This is a genomic window from Qipengyuania sp. L-5Y (assembly GCF_056859455.1).
On record NZ_JBSXOM010000021.1, the window covers coordinates 34197 to 59031 of the forward strand.

Annotated in this window: 22 protein-coding genes and 2 tRNA genes; 8 read left to right on the forward strand and 16 right to left on the reverse strand. The window is 60.5% G+C overall.

The genetic code is table 11. The annotated features are described in order from the left end of the window. Positions 1-24: 24 nt before the first annotated feature. The gene (locus AC13F2_RS03295; protein WP_301642735.1) at positions 25-1029 is read left to right on the forward strand and encodes a bile acid:sodium symporter family protein; all 1005 of its coding nucleotides are present in this window, start codon (positions 25-27) and stop codon (positions 1027-1029) included. On the opposite strand, the gene AC13F2_RS03300 is transcribed toward AC13F2_RS03295, so the two are convergent. Then, positions 959-2029: a DUF475 domain-containing protein gene (locus AC13F2_RS03300; RefSeq protein ID WP_482965180.1), complete on the reverse strand. Its 1071-nt coding sequence runs from the start codon at positions 2027-2029 to the stop codon at positions 959-961. The genes AC13F2_RS03295 and AC13F2_RS03300 overlap by 71 nt on opposite strands. Before the next feature lie 17 nt (positions 2030-2046). Further along, on the reverse strand, positions 2047-2919 hold the full coding sequence (gene panB / locus AC13F2_RS03305) for a 3-methyl-2-oxobutanoate hydroxymethyltransferase (RefSeq protein ID WP_103023354.1): 873 nt from the start codon (positions 2917-2919) through the stop codon (positions 2047-2049). A gap of 128 nt (positions 2920-3047) precedes the next feature. Here panB and AC13F2_RS03310 point away from each other — a divergent pair, with 128 nt between their 5' ends. Together AC13F2_RS03310 and AC13F2_RS03315 are read left to right on the forward strand one after the other, a co-directional pair. Continuing rightward, entirely contained in the window at positions 3048-4478 is a 1431-nt protein-coding gene (locus tag AC13F2_RS03310) for a sodium-dependent transporter (RefSeq protein ID WP_103023355.1), read from the forward strand. A 103-nt stretch (positions 4479-4581) separates the two neighbouring features. Continuing rightward, positions 4582-6162 (forward strand): amino acid permease, encoded by a 1581-nt coding sequence (locus tag AC13F2_RS03315; RefSeq protein WP_482965181.1) that lies wholly within the window; start codon positions 4582-4584, stop codon positions 6160-6162. Positions 6163-6216: 54 nt separating this feature from the next. On the opposite strand, the gene AC13F2_RS03320 is transcribed toward AC13F2_RS03315, so the two are convergent. Continuing rightward, a complete protein-coding gene (locus AC13F2_RS03320; RefSeq protein WP_196846261.1) occupies positions 6217-6702 on the reverse strand; it encodes a pyridoxamine 5'-phosphate oxidase family protein in 486 nt (161 codons plus the stop codon). 144 nt (positions 6703-6846) lie between these two features. On the opposite strand from AC13F2_RS03320, the gene AC13F2_RS03325 reads away from it, so the two are divergent. The 3 genes from AC13F2_RS03325 to AC13F2_RS03335 all read left to right on the forward strand — a co-directional run bounded on the left by AC13F2_RS03325 (position 6847) and on the right by AC13F2_RS03335 (position 10389). Next, positions 6847-8091 (forward strand): putative DNA modification/repair radical SAM protein, encoded by a 1245-nt coding sequence (locus AC13F2_RS03325; RefSeq protein ID WP_397490631.1) that lies wholly within the window; start codon positions 6847-6849, stop codon positions 8089-8091. Then, positions 8088-9533: a UdgX family uracil-DNA binding protein gene (locus AC13F2_RS03330; RefSeq protein WP_482965182.1), complete on the forward strand. Its 1446-nt coding sequence runs from the start codon at positions 8088-8090 to the stop codon at positions 9531-9533. Before AC13F2_RS03325 ends, AC13F2_RS03330 begins: the two co-directional genes overlap by 4 nt. A 127-nt stretch (positions 9534-9660) precedes the next feature. Beyond that, positions 9661-10389 (forward strand): extensin-like domain-containing protein, encoded by a 729-nt coding sequence (locus AC13F2_RS03335; RefSeq protein ID WP_482965183.1) that lies wholly within the window; start codon positions 9661-9663, stop codon positions 10387-10389. Between the two features lie 4 nt (positions 10390-10393). On the opposite strand, the gene phoB is transcribed toward AC13F2_RS03335, so the two are convergent. The 11 genes from phoB to recJ form a co-directional block, all read right to left on the reverse strand. Further along, positions 10394-11080, reverse strand: coding sequence for a phosphate regulon transcriptional regulator PhoB (gene phoB, locus AC13F2_RS03340; RefSeq protein ID WP_103023483.1), 687 nt, complete (start codon positions 11078-11080; stop codon positions 10394-10396). 70 nt (positions 11081-11150) lie between these two features. Beyond that, complete coding sequence (phoU, locus tag AC13F2_RS03345) at positions 11151-11822, reverse strand: phosphate signaling complex protein PhoU (protein WP_103023361.1); 672 nt, start codon at positions 11820-11822, stop codon at positions 11151-11153. Positions 11823-11835: 13 nt separating this feature from the next. Next, on the reverse strand, positions 11836-12582 hold the full coding sequence (pstB, locus tag AC13F2_RS03350) for a phosphate ABC transporter ATP-binding protein PstB (RefSeq protein WP_221598073.1): 747 nt from the start codon (positions 12580-12582) through the stop codon (positions 11836-11838). Between the two features lie 38 nt (positions 12583-12620). Next, complete coding sequence (gene pstA / locus AC13F2_RS03355; RefSeq protein WP_103023363.1) at positions 12621-13871, reverse strand: phosphate ABC transporter permease PstA; 1251 nt, start codon at positions 13869-13871, stop codon at positions 12621-12623. Next, positions 13864-15249, reverse strand: a complete 1386-nt coding sequence (gene pstC / locus AC13F2_RS03360; RefSeq protein ID WP_482965184.1) for a phosphate ABC transporter permease subunit PstC — start codon at positions 15247-15249, stop codon at positions 13864-13866. Before pstC ends, pstA begins: the two co-directional genes overlap by 8 nt. Before the next feature lie 15 nt (positions 15250-15264). Next, positions 15265-16305, reverse strand: a complete 1041-nt coding sequence (locus tag AC13F2_RS03365) for a substrate-binding domain-containing protein (protein ID WP_375245569.1) — start codon at positions 16303-16305, stop codon at positions 15265-15267. Positions 16306-16397: 92 nt separating this feature from the next. Next, on the reverse strand, positions 16398-17702 hold the full coding sequence (locus AC13F2_RS03370; RefSeq protein ID WP_482965185.1) for an OprO/OprP family phosphate-selective porin: 1305 nt from the start codon (positions 17700-17702) through the stop codon (positions 16398-16400). A gap of 122 nt (positions 17703-17824) precedes the next feature. After that, positions 17825-19012 (reverse strand): sensor histidine kinase, encoded by a 1188-nt coding sequence (locus AC13F2_RS03375; RefSeq protein ID WP_482965186.1) that lies wholly within the window; start codon positions 19010-19012, stop codon positions 17825-17827. A 65-nt stretch (positions 19013-19077) separates the two neighbouring features. Beyond that, positions 19078-19152: transfer RNA gene (locus AC13F2_RS03380), tRNA-Glu, on the reverse strand. A gap of 46 nt (positions 19153-19198) precedes the next feature. Next, positions 19199-19273, reverse strand: a tRNA-Glu gene (locus AC13F2_RS03385). Positions 19274-19354: 81 nt separating this feature from the next. Beyond that, positions 19355-21055 carry a single-stranded-DNA-specific exonuclease RecJ gene (gene recJ / locus AC13F2_RS03390; protein WP_482965187.1) on the reverse strand — a complete coding sequence of 567 codons (1701 nt, stop codon included), beginning with the start codon at positions 21053-21055 and terminating at the stop codon, positions 19355-19357. A gap of 160 nt (positions 21056-21215) precedes the next feature. Between recJ and AC13F2_RS03395 the strand changes: the two genes are divergently transcribed. Together AC13F2_RS03395 and AC13F2_RS03400 are read left to right on the forward strand one after the other, a co-directional pair. Continuing rightward, the gene (locus AC13F2_RS03395) at positions 21216-21701 is read left to right on the forward strand and encodes a flavodoxin family protein (protein WP_482965188.1); all 486 of its coding nucleotides are present in this window, start codon (positions 21216-21218) and stop codon (positions 21699-21701) included. A gap of 25 nt (positions 21702-21726) precedes the next feature. Next, positions 21727-22524 carry a hypothetical protein gene (locus AC13F2_RS03400; protein ID WP_482965189.1) on the forward strand — a complete coding sequence of 266 codons (798 nt, stop codon included), beginning with the start codon at positions 21727-21729 and terminating at the stop codon, positions 22522-22524. Here AC13F2_RS03400 and AC13F2_RS03405 read toward each other — a convergent pair. Further along, entirely contained in the window at positions 22521-23489 is a 969-nt protein-coding gene (locus AC13F2_RS03405; protein WP_103023371.1) for an NAD(P)H-dependent flavin oxidoreductase, read from the reverse strand. The two genes, AC13F2_RS03400 and AC13F2_RS03405, sit on opposite strands and share 4 nt — an antisense overlap. Positions 23490-23569: 80 nt before the next feature. Next, positions 23570-24619 carry an amidohydrolase family protein gene (locus AC13F2_RS03410; protein WP_482965190.1) on the reverse strand — a complete coding sequence of 350 codons (1050 nt, stop codon included), beginning with the start codon at positions 24617-24619 and terminating at the stop codon, positions 23570-23572. Positions 24620-24835 lie beyond the last annotated feature (216 nt).

The window sequence follows — 24835 nt, forward strand, 5'->3', positions numbered from 1 at the left end:
CCACGGCGCGGCAGAGGGCGGTCCATGAGTTTCAGAACAGTCCTGTCGGACCCGATGCTGCGCATGCTGGTCACCGCCATTGCACTTGCCGCCCTGCTGCCTGCGACAGGCGACGCGCGGGGAGTAGCCCAGGCTGTGGCGAATGCCGCGATCTTCGTCCTGTTTCTGCTGAACGGAATGCGGATAGCGCGCGGCGACATCGTGGCCGGTGTCGCCAACTGGCGGTTCCTGCTGCCCCTGATTCTGTGGGTCTTCGGCGCGATGGCGGTGATCGGACTGGCACTGTCGTCGCTTGCGAGTGCCTGGCTGGCGCCATCCGTGGCGCTGGGTTTTCTGTATCTGGGCGTGCTGCCGTCCACCGTCCAGTCAGCGACATCCTACAGTTCGCTGGCCGGAGGCAATGTCGCGCTGTCGGTGGTGGCCGCGGCGCTGCTCAACATCCTTGGCGTGTTCGTGACGGTCCCGGTGTTTCTGGCACTGGGCGGGAGCGGCAGCGGGGATGTGGGGATGGACGCTTTCGTCAAGATCATGCTGCTGCTGGTGCTGCCCTTCGCAATCGGGCAGTTACTGCAAAGCCGGACGGTCGCGTTCACCAACAGGCACAAGGGAAAGATCGTGTGGGTCGATCGCTTCGTGATTTCGGCAGCGATCTACGTGGCGTTTTCGGGTGCGGTAGAGCAGGGTATCTGGACCCGGGTAGATGCGCTCGACTGGCTGGGTATCGCAGGGCTGGTCGCAACGTTTCTGTTCGTCGCGAACATCGGGGCATGGCTGACGGGCAAGGCTCTTGGCCTCGCCCGCCCGGATCGCATTTCTTTCCTATTTGCCGGCGCGCAGAAGAGCGCAGCAGTGGGCGCGCCGCTCGCCACCATCCTTTTTCCTGCCGACCAGGCGGGATTCATTGTGGTGGCGCTGCTGCTCTATCACCTGTTCCAGCTGGTGGTGGCAGCGCCGATCGCTAGTCGGCTGGCGGCGTCATCGCATCTTCGGGATGGCGGCGATTGTGCCGCACCGACCACGCGAAGCTGAGGCCGATAAGAACGGCGCCCAGCAGACCGGTGATCGTTTCCGGAATATGGTAGCGGGCCGACAGCAGCATGATGATCCCGAGCACGATGATCGCCCAGAACGCGCCGTGTTCAAGGTAGCGATATTGGGCCAGCGTGCCGGTGCGCACCAGATGGATCGTCATCGAACGGACGAACATTGCCCCGACAGACAGGCCCAGAGCGATGATGATCATGTTGTTCGACAGCGCGAAGGCGCCGATCACCCCGTCGAAGCTGAAGCTGGCGTCGAGGACTTCCAGATAGAGGAAACCGCCGAGGCCTGATTTGACGATTTCGCCGGTGGCCTTCTTGGCCGCTTCGCGTTCCTCGATCAGGGCCGCGATGGCGTGCACGGCAATGAAGGTCACGAGACCGAGGATGGCAGCGGTGAGGAAGGTAATGGCATCGGCCGGCGCCAGCATGATCGAGACCGTGTAGACCAGCACGAGCACGAGCCCGATTTCGATCGCGGGAACATTGGAGAATTTGTTAATCGTTTTTTCGACCGCCGCGATCCAGTGCACTTCCTTGTCGTTGTCGAAGAAGAAGGTCATCCCCACCATCGCCAGGAAGGCACCGCCGAAACCGGCGATGCCGATGTGCGCATCGGACACGATGCGTTCGTATTCGGCGGGATTGTTGAGGGACAGGGAAACCGCCTCGAGAGGTCCGACCTTTGCCGCGATGGCGACGATCGCAATGGGAAAGACGATGCGCATGCCGAAGACCGCGATCAGGATTCCGATGGTCAGGAAGCGCTGCTGCCAGACCGGATCCATATCGCGCAGCACGGTGGCGTTGACCACAGCATTATCGAAGCTGAGCGAAACTTCGAGGATCGAGAGGACAAGGACGATCCACAGAATGCCGAGGGTGGCGGTGATCGATCCGGTGCTCGCCCAGCCATACCATCCAGCCAGCGCAAAGCAGACCGCGGTAAAGGCGAAGGAGAACGCGTAGTATTTGCGCATGGTTTCCATGGGAGATGCTCGTTTGGTCAGCCCTTGGGCTGATAGGTTTGATCGGAGGTCGGGAAACTGCGCGCACGCACTTCTTCGGCGTATTTTACCACCGTGCGTTCGATGACGCCGGCGATGTCTTCATACTTCTTCACGAAGCGGGGGACACGATCGAACATGCCCAGCATGTCTTCGGTCACGAGGACCTGCCCATCGCATTGGGCGGAAGCGCCGATGCCGATGGTAGGACAGGAAACCGTCTTCGTCGCTTCTATCGCGATCGGTTCGAGCACGCCTTCCAGAACAATGGCGAAGGCCCCTGCCTTGTCGAGCGCCTGGGCATCGCCAACGATCTTGGTCGCTTCCGCATCGTCGCGGCCGCGCGCGCCGTAGCCACCGAGCACATTGACCGCCTGTGGGGTGAGGCCGACATGGCCCATGACGGGAATGCCCCGCTGATTGAGGAAGGCCACGGTTTCGGCCATCTGTTCGCCGCCTTCGAGCTTGACCGCGGCTGCGCCCGACTGCTTGAGCAGGAAAGTGGCGCTTTCGAACGCCTGCTGGGGCGACTGTTCGTACGATCCGAATGGCATGTCGACCACGACAACGGAGTGATAGCTGCCCCGCACGACGGCCGCGGCGTGATTGGCCATCATGTCGAGCGTGACGGGGATGGTGGTGGGCAGTCCATAGATGACCTGAGCCAGAGAATCGCCCACCAGCAGGATATCGCAATGCGCATCAAGCAGTTGCGCCTGGCGCGCGGTGTAGGCCGTGAGCATCACCAGCGGTTCGCGCGTTTCCCCGTCCGCCTTGTGCGCCCGGATCTTGGGCACGGTAAGCCGCTTCATCGGCTGCGGTGTGGGATTGGCACGGCTGGTGCTGGTATCGAGCTGGAAGGTTGTAGACATGGTCGCTCCAGTAGCAATCGCGTGGACGATGGCAAAGCGAAGCTTGGAATTCCACGGTATTCCGTGTCTAAGGGCGCAAATTTCATGCGCGCGGCAGCAATAGTCGCGATCCGGGAGGTGTAAAAACGATGGTCGCAACCACCACTTCGACAAGCGAAGGCTGGTCCTCGCGTTCGGCATTCATCCTTGCTGCGGTAGGGGCTGCAGTGGGGTTGGGGAACATCTGGCGCTTCCCCACGCTTGCCGGGGAAAGTGGCGGCGGCGCCTTCGTAATCTTCTATATCGCGTGCGTGTTCCTGCTGGGTCTGCCGCTGGTCCTGTCCGAAGTGTTCATCGGCAAGGCGGGACAGACGGACGCCGTGGGATCGATCCGGCGCGTGGCCGCACAGTCCAAGGCATCGCCAAGCTGGGCGATTTTCGGCGGCGTGGGCGCGCTGGCGGCCTTCCTGATCGTTTCGTTCTATTCCGTGGTGGCGGGCTGGGTGCTCTATTACGCGGGCATCATGGGCGGCGATCTGGTCCAGGCCATTCTGGCCGGTGACCCCTTCAGAGGCGCGCTGGCCGGTGAAAGCCAGGATCAGATCCAGCAGCGGCTGAGCGACATGTTCGCCAGCCCCGGTCTGCTGCTGGGCGTCCACTTCGTCTTCATGGGACTGACGCTCTATATCGTCGCGCGCGGTGTGAGTTCGGGTATCGAGAAGGCGGCGACCTACCTGATGCCCATGTTCTTCGTCCTGCTGGTCGGGCTGGTGCTGTATGGCGCCATCGAGGGAGACATCGGCCAGGCCGCTGCATTTCTGTTCACGCCGGACTGGTCGAAGCTGACCCCGCAGGTCATGAATTCCGCCCTTGGGCAGGCCCTGTTCTCGCTGTCGCTGGGGGTTGCCGGGCTGATAACCTACGGATCTTATATCAAGGAAGGCAGCGGCCTTGGCCCGACATCGGCCCTGATCGCAGTTGCCGATACCTGCGTGGCCCTCTTGGCCGGCCTGATGATCTTCCCGATCGTGTTCGCTGTGGGCCTCGATCCCGCAGCGGGGCCGACGCTGGTGTTCCAGACTTTGCCTTTTGCATTCCAGACCATGCCGGGCGGCGCCCTGTTCGGTTTCCTGTTTTTTGTCCTCATCCTGGTGGCGGCGGTAACCAGTTCGATTTCGCTGCTGGAAGTGCCGACGGCCTGGGGCATCGGCGAGCGTGGCTGGAGCCGCCCGAAATCCGCGCTGATCTTCGGCGGTGGTGCCTTCCTGATGGGGATAGCCTGCCTGCTGGGTTACAATGTGTGGGCCGATGTGCGCCCGCTGGGATTCTGGAGCCTGTTCGCGGATACCGACATTCTGGACACGGTCGATGGATTTACCGGCAAGGTGATGCTGCCGGTCGGCGCGCTGCTGACGTCGATCTTCATCGGGTGGAAAGCGGACAAGAACCTGCTGCTGACCACGACGGGGCTGTCCCCGCTGGCCTTCGGCATTTGGCGTTTCCTGATCGCGTGGCTGTGCCCGCTGGCGGTTGCCATCATCCTTGCAACCGGCCTGTTTCCCTCAATTCTGGGTACTTGATACGAATTCGGCTTTTCGGGCGAGGAATTAGCATTTAATTGCCGTAGTCCGGCTGGCGGAGCAGGGTAGTCCTGCGGCGGGCCTGTGGGGGGCCATAGGCCGCATGATTTTCGACAGAGTAAAACCGCTCGACGCCATTCTGGCCGCAGCGGAGAAGAAGTCGCTGAGCCGGTCGCTTGGCTGGTTCCAGCTCACCCTGATGGGCATCGGTTGCGTTATCGGCACGGGCATTTTCGTGCTGACCGCCGTCGGGGCACAAAAGGCCGGGCCCGGCCTGATGATCGCCTTCGCCATAGCCGGCGGCGTCTGCATCGTGGCTGCGCTCTGCTATGCCGAAATTGCCGCGATGATACCGGTCGCCGGATCGGCCTATACCTACAGTTACGCCACCATCGGCGAATTCTTCGCCTGGACGGTGGGCTGGGCACTGATCATGGAATACGCCATCGCCGCATCGGCGGTGTCGGTAGGCTGGTCAGGCTATTTCTCGGGGACCGTGCTGGGAGGACTGGGTATTCATCTGCCCGCCTGGTTGAGCGCGGGGCCGCTGGCTCTGGGCGGGGCCGCAGGCGGGTTCATCAACCTTCCTGCGCTGGTGATCGCGCTGCTGGTGACGGGCCTGCTGGTCATCGGCACGAGTGAAAGCGCCAAGGTCAATGCCGTCCTCGTCATCGTGAAGGTTACGGCGCTGACCGCGTTCGTGGCGATCACGCTGACGAGTTCGGAGTTCGAAGCGTCGCATTTCAACCCGTTTCTGCCGGCCGGGGTCTTCGGTGGTTGGGGAACCGGGGTGGGTGCAGTCGGTGCCGCGGCGACCATGTTCTTCGCCTATGTCGGTTTCGATGCGGTTTCGACCGCGGCGGAGGAAACCAAGAACCCGCAACGCAACGTGCCCATCGGGCTGGTCGGATCGCTGCTGTTCTGCACGATCTTCTACATCCTTGTCGCCGCGGGTGCGATCGGGACCATCGGCGGGCAGCCGATCATGGATGCGATGGGCATTCCGCTGGAAGCGGGATCGCCCGAACTGGCGCGCCAGTGTGCGATGCCGGAATATGCCGATGCGCTGGTCTGTTCGAACGAACCGCTGGCCCATGTGCTCAAGATGCTGGGCTTTTCCGGCTTCGGCAATGCGATCGGGCTGGCAGCCTTCCTCGCGCTGCCTTCGGTCATCCTGGTGCTGATTTTCGGGCAGACGCGCATCTTCTTCGTGATGAGCCGCGACGGGCTGCTGCCCGAACGGCTGAGCCGGGTGCACCCACGGTTCAAAACGCCGCATGTCGTGACCATCATCACCGGTCTTGCGGTGGCCATCGGGGCGGCATTCTTCCCGGTCGGTCAGCTGGCGGATATCTCGAACGCGGGAACGCTCTATGCCTTCCTGATGGTGGCAGTGGCTGTCATGGTGCTCCGCGTGAGGGATCCGGGGCGCAAGCGGCACTTCAAGGTGCCCATGGTGTGGGTCATCGCGCCGCTGACGATCATCGGCTGCGTGCTGCTGTTCTTCAACCTGCCGAGTGCCGCCATGCTGTTCCTGCCGGGGTGGGGGATCATCGGCGTGGTGATCTATGTACTCTATTCGCGGAGGCACAGCCATCTGGGGCAGGGCATCGTCGAAGTGATCGACGATGTTGCCGGAGACGAGACGATGGTGCCGATCGAGCCTGGCAGGAAGAAGGACTGATACAAGAAGGGGCGCCCGGTGAGGCGCCCCTTTTCGGTTCGAGAGACGGTTGGATCAGATATCGACCGTGTCGACGTGGCGTTTTTCCGCTTCGTCGTGGACCGTCATGCCCAATGCCATCTTCGCGGTATTCAGGAGGCCGATGTCGCCGTCCCAGATTTCCGCATCGCCCAGATCCATGCGCAGGAACAGGATATCGGGATCGGTCTTGCCGCCATCGTACCAGGCTTCGATGAAATTATTCCAGAACTGGTCGAACCGCTCCTGACTGGTTTCCTTCACCAGCGTGCCGTTGAAGCGGGCGAACATGTCGTGGCCCTTTCCTTCGAAGGTCGCGGTGGCGGAACCGAGCTTCGCAAAGTCGCTCTTGGTGTGGGTGAAGAACCAGATCGAACTGTTGGCATCCTTGTCGAGCTGCGGGCTCATCGGCACCGCAGTGGAGCTGTCGTTCGTGAGCTGGAGGAACAGAAATGGGCTGTCTGCCAGCGACTTCCAGAACTTTTTCTTGAGGTCTTCCGGATTTCCTTCGGCGTGTTTCATTGATCGACTCCTCGTGAGATTTGTCTTCATGCAATGATCGACACGTCCGTTCGGTCCCGCGGGTGCACGCAGGGAAAACGAAGAGGGGGGCGAATTATATCAAACGATATTTGCAACGGGCCATGTTGAACATATATAGAACAAATGGCCTCTGCCTCTACCCTTCAGAAGCTCGAAATTCTCGCGGATGCGGCGAAATACGATGCATCCTGCGCATCTTCGGGAACGTCGAAACGCAATTCGGTCGGCGGGAAGGGGATCGGGTCGACGGAGGGGATGGGCATTTGTCACGCCTATGCGCCGGACGGCCGCTGCATCAGTCTGCTGAAAATCCTGCTGACCAATTACTGCGTGTTCGATTGCCACTACTGTATCAATCGCAAGAGTTCGAACGTCGCGCGCGCCCGGTTCACCCCGCAGGAAGTGGTGGATCTGACACTGGCGTTCTATCGGCGTAATTATATCGAGGGGCTGTTCCTTTCGTCAGGCATCGTGAAAAGCTCCAATCACACGATGGAGCAGCTGGTTGAAGTGGCGCGCATCCTTCGCGAAGAACATGACTTTCGCGGTTATATCCATCTCAAGACCATTCCCGAAGCGGATGCGGAAATCGTGCATCAGGCCGGGCTGTATGCCGACCGCGTTTCGATCAATGTGGAACTGCCCACCGATAGCGGCTTGACCCGCCTCGCGCCGGACAAGAATTCCGGACAGATCGAAGGGGCGATGGGCAAGGTGACCAGCGATATCGCCGAGCTGAAAGATGCGCGCAAGAAGTTCAAACATGCGCCGCGTTTTGCTCCGGCGGGGCAATCCACGCAGATGATCGTTGGCGCGGACACGGCGACGGACAGCGATATCGTGGGCAAGGCGAGCCGGCTTTACGACAGTTTCAAACTGCGGCGCGTATATTACAGCGCGTTTTCTCCCATTCCCGATGCGAGCGCGGTTCTCCCGTTGAAGCGGCCGCCGTTAATCCGCGAACACAGGCTATACCAATCGGACTGGTTGATGCGGTTTTACGGCTACAAGCCGGCCGAGGTGATGCAGGCGACAGAAGCGGATGGAAATCTGCCGCTGGACATCGACCCCAAGCTTGCCTGGGCGCTCAAGTTTCGGGAGCAGTTCCCCGTGGATGTAAATCGCGCCACGAAGGAGCAATTGCTGCGCGTGCCTGGCCTGGGCGTAAAAGCGGTTCACAAGATCCTTGCCAGTCGCAGGCACCGGACGTTGCGGCTCGACGATGTGGCGCGGCTTACGTTGTCCATCACCAAGGTTCGACCGTTCATCTGCACCGTGGATTGGCGTCCTTTAATGCTGACGGACCGCGCAGACCTGCGCACGATGCTTGCGCCCAAGACCGAGCAGCTGGAGCTGTTTTCGGCATGACCATGCTCCAGGCCGCGCGCGCTGACAGTTTCCATGTGGTGCATCTGCCGGCAGCGGATGATTTCGATTTCTGGCGCGATTGTGCACGAGCGCTGATCCAGGCTCGGGTTCCGCCCGATCGTATTTCCTGGATCGAACCGGGAGGGAGCGGCGACCTTTTCGCGCAAGGTGACCATGGTGTTCCTGCGCCGACTTCAGGTGCGCCCCCTGTACGTGCCAACCGGCGGTTCGTGAACCTGGCAAGAAATGCCGCGCTTCATTCCGATCCGGAGAGGTTCGCGCTGTTGTACCGGCTGTTATGGCGGTTGCAGGCAAATCCAGGGATGATGGAGGACAAGGCTGACGACGATGTCCGCAAGATCGAGGAGCTCGACAAGAATGTTCGGCGCGACAGTCACAAGATGCATGCATTTGTGCGGTTTCGCCTAGTTGAAGCGGATGAGGCAGAAGGCGGTGATCGATACGTTGCCTGGTTCGAGCCTGACCATCATATTCTGCGCGCCAATGCGGGTTTCTTCATGCGCAGGTTTGCCAATATGCGCTGGTCGATCCTTACGCCTCGCGGAAGCCTTCACTGGGACGGCGAAACCATGACCGAGGGGCCGGCGGCAGAGCGCTCCGATGCTCCGCAAGGCGATCCCATGGAGGATTTATGGCGCACTTATTACGCGTCCATCTTCAATCCGGCGCGTCTCAAGATCGGCGCGATGCTGAAAGAAATGCCGAAGAAATACTGGAAGAACATGCCTGAAGCGGCGCTAATTCCCGAGCTCGTCGCAGGGGCCCAATCCCGTGAGGCGAAAATGGTCGAGAAGGGAGCGCTGGAATTCGACGAGCGGCCGGAGACTTTGGCCGCGATCGACAAGGCTATATCAGCCTGTCGAAAATGCCCGATCGGATTGCTCGATAATCACGCCGTCATGGGCGAAGGGCCGCAGGACGCTGCCTTGATGATCGTGGGCGAACAGCCGGGTGATCAGGAGGATATGAAGGGCCGACCCTTCGTCGGCCCAGCGGGACAATTGCTCGACGATCATCTGCAGACGGCGGGGATCGATCGAAGCGCGGCTTACGTCACCAACGCCGTAAAACATTTCAAATATGTTCAGCGCGGTAAACGGCGCATTCACCAGAGCCCGGCAGCAAAGGAAATCGATACGTGTCGGTGGTGGATGGAAAGCGAAAGAGCGATCGTTCAGCCGAAACTGGTGCTGGCGATGGGGGCCAGTGCAGCACGGGGCATGCTGGGAAAAACGGTCAGTATTTCCAAGGCTCGGGGCGCTCCGATCCAGCTAGAGGACGGCAGTGAGTTGTGGGTGACAGCGCACCCATCCTATCTGCTGCGTCTGGATGGGGCCGCCAGGGATGAACAGGTGCGCTTGTTCGACAACGACCTGCGGGCGGTGCGACAACGTCTCAAGGAAATCGCTCAGCGAGCGTGACCCGCATCCACCACGCCGGTTCTGTGCAAGCATCGTTAGGTGAGGAACAATTTGCCGCGACCACAGCTACTTAGAAACATAGGTAGCAGCCGAGTACCATCGGGAAGGGCGAAGTGTTGGAATATCGATGGTAAAGGCGCATTTTTCCAAACGCATCGGCAAGTTCACCGGTGACCGCCGGGTTCTGGTATTCCTGATCTTGGCCAGCCTGCTGATAGCTGGCCGCGTGTGGCTAGCCGAACATCCCGAGCATGACCCCTGGGCGCCACTGGACCTACGCGATCCTGTGGGGTGGGCGACGGAAGCCAAGTTGCAATCCCTGCGTGAGGATGTGGCCGAATGCCGGGGCGTTCTCGACCGCAGCGATGTGGTCCATGAAATACTCGAGCCGGCGGGCGAAGGTGCTTGCAGGCGGGAAGATCGTACCGTCCTTACCGGGCTCCCGTTGTCGCCGAATAGTCCGCCTGTGACATGTTCGGCATCGATTGCGCTGCTGTTGTGGGAACGCGAGGCAGTGGCGCCGCTGGCCGAAGAAATCTTTGGTTCGGAAATTCAACGTATAGAGCATCTTGGGGCGTATTCCTGCCGTCGTCTCTACGGACGTGATTCCGGCCCGTGGAGTGAACACGCGACTGCCAATGCGATAGATATTGCGGGTTTCGTCCTTGCGGATGGCACGCGGATCAGTGTGCTGAACGACTGGTCGGGAGAAGGCGATAAAGCCCAATTCCTGCGAAGGGTGCGCGATGATGCCTGCGACAGTTTTTCGACTGTCCTGTCACCCGATTACAACGCGGCCCATGCCGATCATTTCCATCTCGACATGAGCCCTCGCTGGCGCAGCGTCTGCCGATAGGTCGCTACGCTTCCAGCGAGTAACCTGCGCTGCGGACGGTACGAACCGGATCCTTTGCGCCTTCGATCTCGATCGCCTTGCGCAAACGGCGAATATGTACGTCGACCGTTCGCAGTTCGATTTCGCTTTCGGTACCCCACACGCCGTCGAGCAATTGCCCACGGCTGAAGACCCGACCCGGGCTTTCCATGAAGAATTTCAGCAGCCGGTATTCGGTCGGTCCGAGTTGCAGCGTGCGGCCACGGCGGGTGACCTTGTGCGCTACGGGATCGAGCAGGATATCGCCGACTTCGATGCTTTCCCCCGCCAGGGCAGGGCGGATGCGCCGCATGACAGCGGCAACCCGCGCGAGAAGTTCGCGTGGCGAAAAGGGTTTGGTGAGGTAATCGTCCGCGCCGGTATCGAGACCGCGGATACGATCATCCTCTGCCTCGCGCGCGGTAAGCATGATGATCGGAACATGCGCGGTATCCTTGTCCCGTCGCAAGCGGCGGCAGACTTCGATCCCGCTGGTACCTTCGATCATCCAGTCCAGGATAACCAGGTCTGGCACGTCTTCCGATGCGAGAAGCAGGGCTTCATCGCCATCCGACGTCGTGCGGACGTTGTAGCCTTCATTGGTGAAGCGATATTCGAGCAGTTCGGAGAGGGCCGGATCGTCCTCTACCAACAATAGTTTGGCCGCGTGCAAATCCTTGCCTTTCCGGGAGTTCTCTATCTCGGTCGGCATGGCTTTATGACCTTTGAACTACAGTTTTGTGTCAACTGTCCTCGTCGGGCGGATAGTTTCCGGTTGCGGCAAAATGCACCATTTCAGCAACATTCGTTGCATGATCGCCGACACGTTCGAGATTGCGCGCAATGAAGAGCATCTGTGCCGCGCTCGAGATCGTGGAAGGGTTTTCGACCATGTGACTGACGAGGTTGCGGAAAATCGAGTTGTAGAAAGCGTCGACCTTCTCGTCCGTCGCGATGACTTCGCGGGCAAGTTCGGCATCGCGTGCGGCATAGGCGGTCAACACATCGTGAACCATTTCCGCGGCGACTTCGGCCATGGCGGGGAGCAGCGTGAGCGGTTCGAACTGCTTGCGGTTGGGGCCGATCTGCTTGCTCGCCTTCGCGATGTTCTTCGAATAATCGCCGATCCGTTCGACGACGCCGGCAATCTTGAGCGCGGCGATCACTTCGCGCAGATCGTCGGCCATGGGTGCGCGGAGGGCGATGATACGGACCGCGAGTTTATCGATCTCGGTTTCGAGCGCGTCGATCTTCTTGTCGCCCTTGATGACCAGGTCGGCAAGTTCGTCGTCGCCCTTGACCAAGGCCTCGAGCGAACGCTCGACAGCCGCTTCGGCGAGCCCGCCCATTTCGGCGATTAGGCCGCGCAGCCGCGTAATATCTTCGTCGAAGGCCTTTACAGTGTGTTCTTGCATCGAATTCATGGCCTTATCCGTAGCGCCCAGTGATGTAATCCTGGGTGCGCTGTTCGTGCGGATTGGTAAATATGTCAGAAGTACGACCATATTCCACCATTTTTCCCAAGTGGAAGAAAGCGGTACGCTGACTGACACGTGCGGCTTGCTGCATGGAATGGGTAACGATCACGATGGCATAACGGCCATTGAGTTCGGCAATCAGTTCCTCGATCTTGGCAGTCGCGATCGGGTCGAGGGCCGAGCAGGGTTCGTCCATCAGGATCACCTCCGGATCGACCGCGATAGCGCGGGCAATACAAAGACGCTGTTGTTGCCCCCCTGACAGGGCGGTGCCGCTATCCTGAAGGCGATCCTTCACCTCTTCCCACAGGCCCGCGCGCCTGAGCGATTTTTCCACGATGGCATCGAGTTCGTCCTTGCCCTCGGCCAAGCCGTGGATCTTCGGGCCGTAGGCGATGTTTTCGTAGATCGATTTGGGGAATGGATTGGGTTTCTGGAAAACCATGCCAACCCTTGCGCGCAATTGCACCACATCCATGCCGGAGCGGTATATGTCCCGGCCATCCAGTTCGATCTCACCTTCGACGCGGGCCGAAGGGATCGTGTCGTTCATACGGTTGAGCGTGCGCAGGAAGGTCGACTTGCCGCAACCGGATGGACCGATGAACGCCGTCACATACTGGGTCGGGATATCGATCGAGACCTCGTCGATAGCCTTCTTGTCGCCATAGAAGACGGAAACCGCCTTGGCGCTCATCTTGGCTTCGGTCTTCTCGAGGTTGTCGTGGACTACGGTCACCAGGTTTTCTCGAATTTGTTACGCAGGTAGATGGCGAGCCCGTTCATGACGAGCAGGAACAACAATAGTACGATGATTGCCGCACTCGTGCGTTCCACGAAGCCGCGGTCGATTTCATCCGACCAGAGGAAAATCTGCATCGGCAGCACGGTTGCCGGCGATGTAAATCCGTCGGGCGGGGTCGCGACGAAAGCGCGCATGCCGATCATCAGCAGCGGTGCGGTTTCGCCCAGAGCGCGGGCCATGCCGATAATGGTACCGGTAAGTATGCCGGGAAGGGCGAGTGGCAGGACATGGTGGAAGACCACCTGTACGGGCGATGCGCCGACAGCCAGCGCCCCGTCGCGAATGCTCGGCGGTACGGCCTTGATCGCGTTGCGTCCGGCGATGACGATAACGGGCATCGTCATCAACGCCAGCGTCATGCCCCCGATGATCGGCGCGGATCGCAGGTTAGGGAAAAGGGTCAGAAATACGGCAAGGCCAAGCAGACCGAAGATGATCGATGGAACCGCCGCCAGATTGTTGATCGACAGTTCGATCACGTCCGTCCACCGGTTCTTCGGTGCATACTCTTCCAAGTAGAGCGCAGCGAGGACACCGATCGGGAAGGCCAGCGCAAGGGTGATGAGCATGGTCAGGATCGAGCCCTTCAGCGCCCCCCAGATGCCCACCTGCTGCGGGTTGGTGGCGTCCGAACGGGTCAGGAACCCGGCATCGAACCGTTTTGCGATCTGCCCGCGTTCGGAAAGCTGCGCGGCCAGCGCCCGCATTTCAGGCGAACCTTCGCCCTGATAACCAGAAGCCAGACTTGCAGATGCCGGGAGCCAGAAACTTGCCTGGGTCTGCAGGACGGAAGGATTGCCGATGATTTCGTCGGCAACATCGCGCCAGGCCTGACCGCCAAGCTGAGAAGCCGCTTCTTCGCCGAGATTTTCCTGCGCGAAATACTGAACGACGTCGCGCAGCCCTTGCGCTTCGAGGGTTTGGATTGCGCCCGGCTGATCCATAGTTGCGGGATCTGCCGCGATGCCGGCCTGTGTGAAGTCGATCGGAACTTCGAGCTCGACGCGCTGGAAACCGCCAATGCCGTTGAGCGTCATCGTCCCGAGCAGGAACAGCAACACGGCGACCGAGAACAGGATCGCGCCAAGGCCAAATGCCTTGAAGCGACGTTCCGCAGCGTAGCGTTTCTTCAGGCGAGCTTCGAAAGCGGCCTGGCGCGTGGGATCGAGACGCTCAGTCATAAGCTTCGCGGTACCTCTTGACGACGCGGAGTGCGATAAAGTTGAGGCCCAGCGTGACCATGAACAGGACAAACCCCAGCGCAAAGGCGCTCAGAGTGGCGGGATGATCGAAACTTCCCTCGCCCGTGAGCATGGCCACGATCTGCACAGTGACCGTGGTCATCGATTCGAGCGGGTTGGCAGTGAGATTGGCGGCAGTCGATGCGGCCATCACCACGATCATCGTTTCACCGATCGCGCGGCTGACAGCGAGCATGATACCGGCAACGATGCCGGGCAGGGCCGCGGGTACGAGGACGCGGCGGATGGTTTCGTTCGTCGTCGCGCCCATGGCGAGACTTCCGTCACGCATGGATTGGGGCACGGCGGCAATGCTGTCGTCCGCCATGGACGAAACGAAGGGAATGATCATCACGCCCATCACCAGGCCTGCGGCAAGCGCACTTTCGCTGGACGGGTTCGTCGCGCCTAGAGCGATAGCGATGTTGCGGATGGCCGGAGCAATGGTCAGCGCGGCGAAATAACCGTAAACCACGGTCGGCACACCGGCGAGGATTTCAAGCGCAGGCTTGATCCATTTGCGCAGGGCCGGGTCGGCATATTGCGTCAGATAGATCGCGCTCATCAGGCCGAGGGGGATGGCCACGATCATCGCGATGATCGCGCCGATGAACAACGTCCCCCAAAAGAGGGGCACCGCGCCGTAGCGACTGCTGTCGGGGTTGGCGGCATTGGCCATGGGGTCTGGGCCCCAGTGCGTACCGAACAGAAAATCGATCGGCGAAACCATCCCGAAGAAGCGGATCGTTTCGAAGATCAGGCTGGCGAGAATGCCGAGCGTGGTGAGGATCGCGACCAGCGAAGCGCCCAGCAGGATCGCCATCACGATCCTTTCGACCTTCGAACGGGCCGCAAAATCGGGCTTGAGGCGCAGGAATGCCCAGACGCCCCCCAGGAACGCGATCAGCAGCGTTACGACGACGCCGATCAGATTATAGTGGGACAAGGCATCGCGAAACGGTTCGACCAGACCCGCGGCCTGCGGATTGAAAACGCCGGGTGCTGCACCGGTAGCCACGGCCCGCGCTTCGTTGAGAATCGTCTGGCGCTGGAACCCGAAGGAAGGAAGCTCCGCCGCTGCGGGGCTGGCGAGCACGGACTGGCTGACCAGACCGGGCGCGATCGCGCTCCACAAGGCTACAAATGCCAGAACGGGCAGAACCACCCACAGGGCGACATACCAGGCATGATAGTTCGGGAGGCTGGCAATGCGGCCATCGGCGCTGGACCGGCGGAAGGTCCACGCACGCGCACGGGCCGCCAGCCATCCGGCAAGCCCGAGCCCGAGGGCCAGGAGAAGCAGAATGGCGGGCGACATAAGTGTATTCAGACCTTACTTGAGCTGCGCGCCGTCGAGCGTGGTGAACTCTGTGGCTGCTTTCTGGTTGGCCGCCATAACGTCGTCAGGCGAGGCGACAAGACCAATCTTGGCCAGATCGCCATCCTTTGCCCACATCTTCGTCCACTCGGCGAGATATTGCTTCAGGCCGGGGATCGCATCGAGATGCGCTTTCTTGACGTAGACATACAGCGGGCGGGCGCCCGGATATTCGAAGCTCGAGATGTTTTCGTACGTCGGGGCTACGCCGTTCATGTGGAGGCCCTGAACCTTGTTCGAATTTTCTTCGAGGTAGCTGTAGCCGAAGATCCCGACGGCATTGGGATTGCCTTCGATCTTCTGGACGATCAGGTTGTCCTGCTCGCCCTGATCGACATATGCGCCGTCCGACCGGACTTCGGTGCAGAGCTGGCCGAAACGATCCTTGTCGGTTTCCTTCAGCGCTTCCATGTTCGGATCGGTTTCACAGCCTGCTTCCAGAACCAGTTCTTTCAGCGCGTCGCGTGTGCCGGAGGTGGAAGGCGGGCCGTACACCAGGATCGGCAGGTCCGGCAGCGAGGGATCCACATCGGACCAGGTCTTGGCGGTTTGCGGTTTGCCATAGGGCGACGCTGCCAGAGCTTCGTAAACGATTTTCGGTGTCAGGTTCATGGTGATGCCGTTCTTCGCCGAAGCGAAGGCGATGCCGTCGAGGCCCACCTGAACTTCGATGATGTCGGTCACACCATTGGCCTGACAACCTGCGAATTCGCTGGCTTTCATGCGGCGCGAAGCATGTGTCATGTCCGGGGTGCTGGCCCCCAGACCTGCGCAGAAGAGCTTCATGCCACCACCAGTACCGGTCGCTTCGATAATCGGCGAACGGAAATCGGGGTGCGTACGAACGAAGGATTCCGATACCGCCTTGGCGAAGGGGAAGACCGTCGAAGAACCGACTGCACGAATGGAATCGCGCGAGCCGCCATCGGCGCCGCCACAGGCAGCAAGAGCCACGGCGGATACGGCAGCGAAGATGAAAGATTTTGTCTTGGTCATGGGATGCCCTCGGGGATTGATAGCTAGCTGCGCCAAAGCGCTTCTATATTACATGGTTGCGACAGATATTTGACTTGAACCGTGCCGTGCGATCAGAAATCGACCTGGGCACGCACGCCGAGGACGTCGACATCGTAATTGCTGTCACCGTCGATCGCGGGAATAGCGGCATCGGTGTAGTGGAGACGTCCGTAGTTCACGAGCAAAAGGGTATAGGCCGTCGGCTTCCAGATCAGTGATGCGAAATATCCGGCCTGCTTGCCCCCTAGTATGCCGGCATCGTTCAGATCCAGGTGGTCGTAGCGAACGTTGAACTGGACCGACCCGATTCCGCCTTTGCCCAGCGGCGCGTTGGGCTTGACGCGGTCGAATTTGCCTTTTTTGTAGGTGCGCGAATCCTTTGTCAGAAACACACCCGCTTCGACGGAACCGCCGAAGAACCCGGGATCGTTCGCAGTGCTGGTGACATCGACGAATTGCCAGTATCCCTCTGCGGCGGCGTGAAAGCGTCCCCGAACCACCGCTGTCTCCACACCCAAACTGGTCTCGCTCTGTGCAGTGATCCTGCGCGTGTCGAGGAAGCGCTTTTCCGTAAAATGGACAAGCGGGCGCTGACGGTATCTGACTGTCGCGTCGGGCTGGCCAAGATCGTTGTAATGAAACGATCCGCCGATATGCCATTGGGTCGCACCTGTCTTGGGCATGTAGACCGCACGGATATCGACGCCGCGGTTATCGTCGGCCGTATCTTCGATGTTGTCGGTGAAGAACCCGCCTTGGATGAGCAGGGCGTCCTTCGAATAGGTGGCCGAAACGCCAAGCTTGCGCCGCAGATCGAAGGCGTCGGTGAAGGCGGCGCGTTCGATAAACGAGGTGTGCAGGCTGCTGGTCAGTTCTTCGAGAGACTGGAAGCTGTTGTGTTGACCGACGATAATTTCCACCGGGCCGGTCGTGTAAGAAAGGTCGGCGTCGAAGACTTCGCCTATCTTGTTCACGAAGCCCAGTTCCACCTTATAGCCGAACCCGCCAGGAATATCGCCCGCTGCACCCAGACGCGCACGACGGACCTCGTGAGCGAACCCGTCGTCCACGCCGGTCGAGGCGGGGGCATCTATGAAACCGCCGTCGAGCATGAGCCGCCCATGCGGTTCGAAGCTCCAGCCGTTATCCTTGCTCTTACCGGTCGGGGCCGGTGCGCCTTGCGTTTCATACGCCGCGTTCGGCGCCACCCTGATCTTGCCGACCGGCAGCTTGACCCGAGACTTCGTGATCGCAAGTTGAGGACGCGCCGCCGCGACCTTGACGGTCGAAACGGAATTGTCCTGCGCGTAAGCCGGGCTCGCCAGGAATAGGGCGAACAAGCTAGCCGGCAATATCACTCGGTTGAGAACAGCCATTGGTGCAGCTCTTTTTCGGACGGAAGATTACGATCTAACGACGCCCCTATGACCGGGAAATTACACTTCTGTGACATGTGCCAATGGAAATGAGTATCCACTGAAAGCGCGCGATCAATCGATCACTCGGCCGTGTCATCTTTCTCAAGCGGCAGAATTACCGTAACCCGCGTACCTTCGCCAAGCGTGCTGTCGATATCCAGCCGTCCGCGATGCCGTTCGACGATGTGCTTTACGATCGCGAGACCAAGCCCTGTTCCCCCGGATGCACGGCTGCGGCCGGGATCGGTGCGATAGAACCGCCGGGTAAGGTGAGGGATATGTTCCGCAGCAATGCCTTCTCCGCGATCGGTGACCGTCAAGCGGACCCGATTCTCGCCCTGTGGATGGAGGCGGACGGCTAGAGGTTGATCCGATGCGCCGTATTTGAATCCATTGTCGACGAGATTGCGAACAAGCTGTTCGAGTTGTTGCCGGTCGCCGCGGACCGGGAACGCTCCGGTTGATTCGAAATCGAGCAGACCCGATCGTTCGCCATTGGCTGCGTCGCTGGCCGCACGTTCCGCCAGTTTCGTTAAATCGAGCGTATCGCTGGGCAGATCGTGCTTCTCAGCTTCGATTCGCGACAGAGACATAAGATCGCTGACGAGATCCTGCAGACGCTTCGCCTCGCGCTGGATAGTGCCGAGAAACTTGTCTGCCATGTTCGGTTCGAGGCTTTCGACGTCTTCGCGCAATGTTTCGACGTAACCGATAATCGAAGCCAATGGCGTCCGTAGTTCGTGGCTGGCATTGGCGACGAAATCCGTGTGCGCCCGCGAAATATCCGCTTCGGCCGTCTTGTTTACGAACTCGATAACGGCCAGCCCACCGGGCAGGGTCTTGCGATTGATCCGCCAGATATCGGTACGGCGATTGAGGCCGCGGACAACTGCACCGCCTTCGCTATCGCGTGCAAGCAATCGGATTGCTTCGGGCTGGCGCAGAGCCATTCGTACATCCTGCCCGACGATATGGCTGCCGAGCAGAGTGCGCGCCGAAAGATTTGCAATGATGACCCGGTCTCGTTCGGTGATGACGACCGGCGTTTCGGAATGTTCGAAGAGGTCTGCCATGTTGTCGCGCGTAAAAGCCGGGCCGGCAGGGGCAGCCTTTGCTTCGGGGGGCCGAGCAGCCACGAGATAGAGAGAACCAACCCATACCAGCAGGACGAGCCCGACATAGATCAGATCTACGCCGAGAGTCGCGAGAATGATGCAGGCGACGAACGCCAGCACAAATCCTGACCAGGGGAAGCTCGGCTCGCTCATCGCGGTCGCGGCTTAGCGGGCCGCGACGATATGCGCCACCTGCTTTGTTTCCAAGATTGTGGAAGTGGTGACCCGTACGGGAATCGAACCCGTGTTTCAGCCGTGAAAGGGCCGCGTCCTAACCGCTAGACGAACGGGCCACAGGAGTGGCGCTTTTCGCGGATTGCAGAAGCAATACCACCACCGTGGTGACCCGTACGGGAATCGAACCCGTGTTTCAGCCGTGAAAGGGCCGCGTCCTAACCGCTAGACGAACGGGCCACGCCCGCTTGGCGGGTCGGTGGCGTGGCGGGGCAATTAGGCGCGGGGGTGCGGGTCGTCAACCCTGGAATGCACGCAATATTATCGATCCGCCCAAGCAGCGTCTTCAAGGTGAAGCTCCGCCTGGGGACGGCTGCCCCAATCGTCGATCTTCACACGCCCGGCGAGCCACAGTTTGCGCCCCTTCGAGGCGTGCAGCAGGGCCTGGCCCATTTCGCTCTCTGCTGCACGGAAGGCGATTCCCTTGAAGCTCTTTCCATCGTCGCCAGCAGCGATCAGCCGGACGTGATCGTTGCCGACAATATCGCATTTGACCAGCCGCACCGGCCCTACGGCAATGCGCGGTCCGGGCCAGCCCACCCCGTAAGGGCCGGCTTCTTCGAGTGAATTGACCAGTTCCGGTGTCAGGCCGCCAGGCGCCACCGAAAGATCGAGCGCCATTTCGCGGCTCGCCGTGGCCCGCGCAACCTGTCCTTCCAGAGTGGAATCGAGCCAGTCTGCAAATCGTTCGATCTGGTCGCTATCGACAGTCAAGCCCGCCGCCATGGCGTGTCCGCCGCCTGCAACGAGCATTCCTTCGCTTCGTGCGCGGATGATCGCTGCACCCAGATCCACTCCGGTAATCGAGCGTCCCGACCCTTTGCCGGTTTGCCCGTCGAGAGCGATGACAAGCGATGGCTTGCCGGTCTTTTCCTTGATGCGGCCAGCCACGATACCGATAACGCCCGGATGCCACCCTTCGCCCGCAACAAGATGGACGGCACGATTGTGCTGGGCGGCTAGCTGTTCTTCGGCAGCTTCCTGAACAGCCGCCTCGATCGCGCGGCGTTCATCGTTCAGGGCCGAAAGCTGTGCAGCAATTTCGCGCGCCTCGTCGGGATCGCGCGTCGTCAGCAGCCGAACGCCCAATGTCGATTCGCCGACCCGTCCGCCAGCGTTGATTCGGGGGCCAAGAGCGAACCCGAGATCGGAGCAGGCCGGGGCGCGCTTGAGCCGACTGGCATCGATCAACGCGGCCATGCCGATGTTGTCGCGCTTCGCCATGACTTTCAGGCCTTGCGCCACGAACGCGCGATTGAGGCCGTGCAGAGCCGCTACGTCTGCCACAGTGCCCAGCGCCACCACATCCAGCAGCGCCAGCAGGTCTGGCTCCTTGCGATTTTCGAAGTAACTGCGGTTCCGTAATGTTCGCACCACGGCAATGGCGAGCAGGAACGCGACACCGACCGCGGCCAGATGGCCATGCGATGCAGCCTCGTCTTCCTCATCGAGCCGGTTCGGATTGACCAGCGCAACCGTTTTGGGAAGGTCGGGAGAGCATTTATGATGATCGACGACGATTACATCGATGCCTGCATCATGCGCCATGCCCAGCGCCTCATGCGCCATCGCGCCGCAATCGACGGTGACGATCAGGCTCGAACCTTCCTCGCCCAGTTTAACCAGCGCCTCGCCCGATGGGCCGTATCCTTCGAGCAGTCGATCCGGAATATAATAGCCGGCATCCACGCCGAGATCGCGCAACAACCGGATCAGCAGCGCGGAACTGGTCGCGCCATCGACATCGTAATCGCCGTAGATAGTGATCTTTTCGCCGGAGAGGACAGCCTGTGCGATCCGGTCCGCCGCGGTGTCCATATCGCGAAAAAGCGACGGATCGGGCAGGAAGTTGCGCAGTGTGGGGGTCAGGTGGCGGTCGATATCCTGCGGTGCGACCCCGCGCGACAATAGGAGCTGGCGCACGATATTATCGCCGAGCGAAGGGGCGTTGCCGAGTTCCATATTGCCGCCTCGCCAGCACCAGGCGCGCCCCGTGAGGGAAGTGGATACACCGAATACGTTGGAAAGGGCCTGTGATGGCATGGCCCGGCAATACTCTGTCGGCCGACGATGCGAAAGGTGCATGCATTGACAATCTACAGGCGCTGGCGATGCTGTGCGAATGTCTACCGGATCCCTCCTCATCGTCTGGCACAGCCGGACCGGCACCAGCGAACAACTGGCCAGAGCGGCTGCCGACGGTGCGGGCGAGGGCGGCGTGCTGCTGCACGCAGAAGATTGCGCCCCCGCCGACCTGCTGTCTGCCGGCGGATATCTTTTTTGTTGTCCTGAAAATCTCGCCAGCATGAGCGGCGCGATGAAAGAAATGTTCGACCGCTGCTATTATCCCGTTCTGGGGCAGATCGAAGGGCGACCCTATGCAACCATCATCGCCGCCGGGTCGGATGGCGAAGGGGCGCAGCGCCAGATCGACCGTATCGCAACTGGATGGCGGCTGAAACGTGCGACCGAGGCCTGGATCGTGAATACGGACGCGCAGGAACCGGAGGAAATTCTGGCCGAAAAGACTGTTGCCCAATGCGACATCGAGCAGGCGAGGCAAATGGGCGAAGCGATGGCGGAAGGCCTCGCCCAGGGTATTTTCTGACAATTTATCGAACGGGGATCGAGCGGTGAAAGAAGCGTCTTACGATGAAGCGGGACAATCGACCCTGCCGGGTCTCCTGCTGCTGCTCGATCCGGGCGGTCGGCCCGATCGTGACGCCCTGCATAGAATGATAGCGGATATACCGCGTGCCGATGTGAGCATTCCCCGCATATTGAATGCCTCGGAAATTGTGGAAGTCATTGTCGATGGCCTGACATTCGATATCCATGGCCTCGCATCGGATGCTCCGATTTCTCCTCCGCGCATCCACTATGCATTCGATTGTCGCGTTGAAGATCTGTCGGGTTGTGATGTGATGGGCCTTTATCCGGCGCCGCATCTGTCAGGCGGCGCAAATGCCTTGCCCGTCATCCGCACGATGCTGAGTCTCGGCATAAAGCTTGCGGAACGTATCGACGGGGTGCGCGCCGTGTGCTGGACGCCCGCCAGAACTGCGATTGCAGCATCGACGTTCATTGATGCGGTCAATGCTTGGCTGGCCGGCGGGCAAATTCCCGCGCCCGGCCTGTTCGGGCTTTACAGCGAAGCGGACGGTACGCGGAGAACCGATGGACTGACCTTCCTCTTCGGACGGGAGCTCGTCATCGACAAAGATCTTTGCAATGACGACGCCGCTGCCATGCGTATGGCTGCGAGCATCGCCCACGATCTGGCAGGCTACGGCGCCCCCGATGTTGCGGAAGACCGCTGGCTGGAGGATGGCTGCGTAATCCGACTTGAACCGGATGATCGGACGGCAACCATTGGCGTGAGACCCGCACCAAAATCTGCCGAACTGGCAGTTGCGGCGCGCGCCCGTTAGCCGATAGTTTTCGCCAGTTCCGTCTTGGCCGCCTGATACTCGCGTTCAAGCCGGGAGACGGTTTCTTCGACCGGCGCACTTTTCGTGACCGTTCCGATGCCCTGACCCGAACCCCATATGTCTTTCCAGGCCTTGGCCTTGGTATTGCCCCCGCTGCCGAAGTTCATCTTGCTCGGATCGCTGACCGGAAGATTTTCCGGATCGAGGCCGGCGCCTTCGATGCTCGAGCGCAGATAGTTTCCATGCACACCGGTAAACAGGTTCGTATAAACGATGCCGTCGGCACGCCCTTCCACGATTGCCTGCTTGTAGCGTTCGTCGGCATTGGCTTCGGTGGCGGCGATCCAGGGCGATCCGATATAAGCGAAATTCGCGCCCAGCGCCTGGGCCGCCAGGATCGAGCGCCCATGCGCGATCGAGCCAGACAGGGCCACCAGCCCGTCGAACCATTCGCGTATTTCCTGCATCAGCGCGAACGGGCTGAGGACACCTGCATGGCCGCCCGCGCCCGCTGCCACGGGGATGAGGCCGGTAGCACCCTTCTCGATAGCCTTGCGCGCAAACCGGTCGTTGATGACGTCGTGCATGGAAATGCCGCCCCAGCCTTTGACGGCGCTGAACACCTCTTCGCGCGCGCCGAGCGAGGTGATGACCAAGGGCACCTGCCATTTCGCGCAGGTCGCCATGTCCGCTTCGAGCCGGTCGTTCGACTTGTGCACGATCTGGTTCACGGCATAGGGCGCCGCCGGACGATCGGGATTGTCGCGATTATGTGCGGCCAGTTCTTCGGTGATCTGATGCAGCCATTCGTCGACCTGGGTTTGCGGGCGGGCATTGAGCGCGGGGAAAGACCCGATGATCCCCGCCTTGCATTGCGCAATGACCAGTTCCGGACCCGATACGATGAAGAGCGGCGAGCCGATGACCGGCAGGCGCAGCTTGTCGAAGGGGGCGGGCAGGGTCATGGCGGTAGGTCCTCTCTCGTGTGATCGAGGAGGGGTTATGGCGGCTTCGTCCCGTTGTCGAGGGTGACGTTACGTAAACGTCAAGCGGCGGGAAGAATGTGCTCGATGTCGTAAATGCGCGCGGCATTGCCTGCAAACAACGCACTCTTTTCCTCGGCGCTGTAACCTTGAGCAAGCCGTTTGAATGCATTCCACAACACCGGATAACTCGCGCCCCACCGGTCGACGGGATAATTCGATTCGAACATCGCCCGGTCTGTGCCGAAAGCTTCGATGCAAGTCTCGATATAGGGCTGCCACATTTTGGCGAGTTTTTCTGACCCATCGCCTGCTGCAGGTCCGTCTTCGGGCATGCCGCAAAACGCCATGGCAAGACCGCCCAGTTTTACCGCGACATTCGGGCATTCGCCAATCGCGTTGATCGATGCGCGCCACGTGTCGAAGCGTTCGTCCAGCTTTCCGCGATAGCTGGCAATGTTGAGCGGCGTACCGCAATGGTCGAGAACGATCTGCTGATCGGGAAACGCTTTTGCCAGCTCCAGCACATCGCCGAGTTGCGGCTCGAGCAGCCAGGCATCGAAAGTCAGTCCGTGCTCGGCATAAGCGGCAAAGCCGGCGCGAAAGGCATCCGATCCGTAAAGACCTTCCGGAGCGTGAAACGGAGGTCCGAGGACCTCTGCATCGGCATCCCAGGCGCCTGCATGGCGGATCCCCTTGAACCTCCCGTTGCCAGCTGCAACCAGCGCTTCGATCACCGGATTGACTGCTTCGCCCAGTGTAAGGTCGGCATGGCCGATGATTGCGGCACAAGGCCGGTAATCGCCGTAGAGCCCGCTCGCGCCCTGTGCCGCCACGCCGTTCACGAATTCGACCTCGCCCACGGGTTTCATCGCGTCGCCGCGATTTGCGTCGTAAAAGGCACCGCATTCCATGAACACGGTGCCGATGATGTTATGGCCGCTATGCGTGTCCGAATGCAGTTCGTCGAAGGTGTAGTAAGCTGCCCCGGCGATGGCATCGATGAAATCGTGTCGCGGTTCGGGGAATGCCGGGATCAGGGGCCGCAAATCCCATAAATGATGATGCGGATCGATGATCGGCAAATCGGGTTCAAGAATGTCTTCGGTCATCGTCAGCCTCTTCCCTTTTCTTCTTTGCAGCGATGTAAACCTGAAGTGGCACGGCCCTGACAAGCGAAATTGGCGAGTCCGTCCAATTGGTTCGCCCATTGGTTCGACGCCGTGGTGAGGATCGCGGCCGACTACGTGATCTCACCAATATGCTTCCCTTCGCGCGATTAACTGCCGGACTGTATCCAGACGCTCATGGCGATTGCGGATCGAACT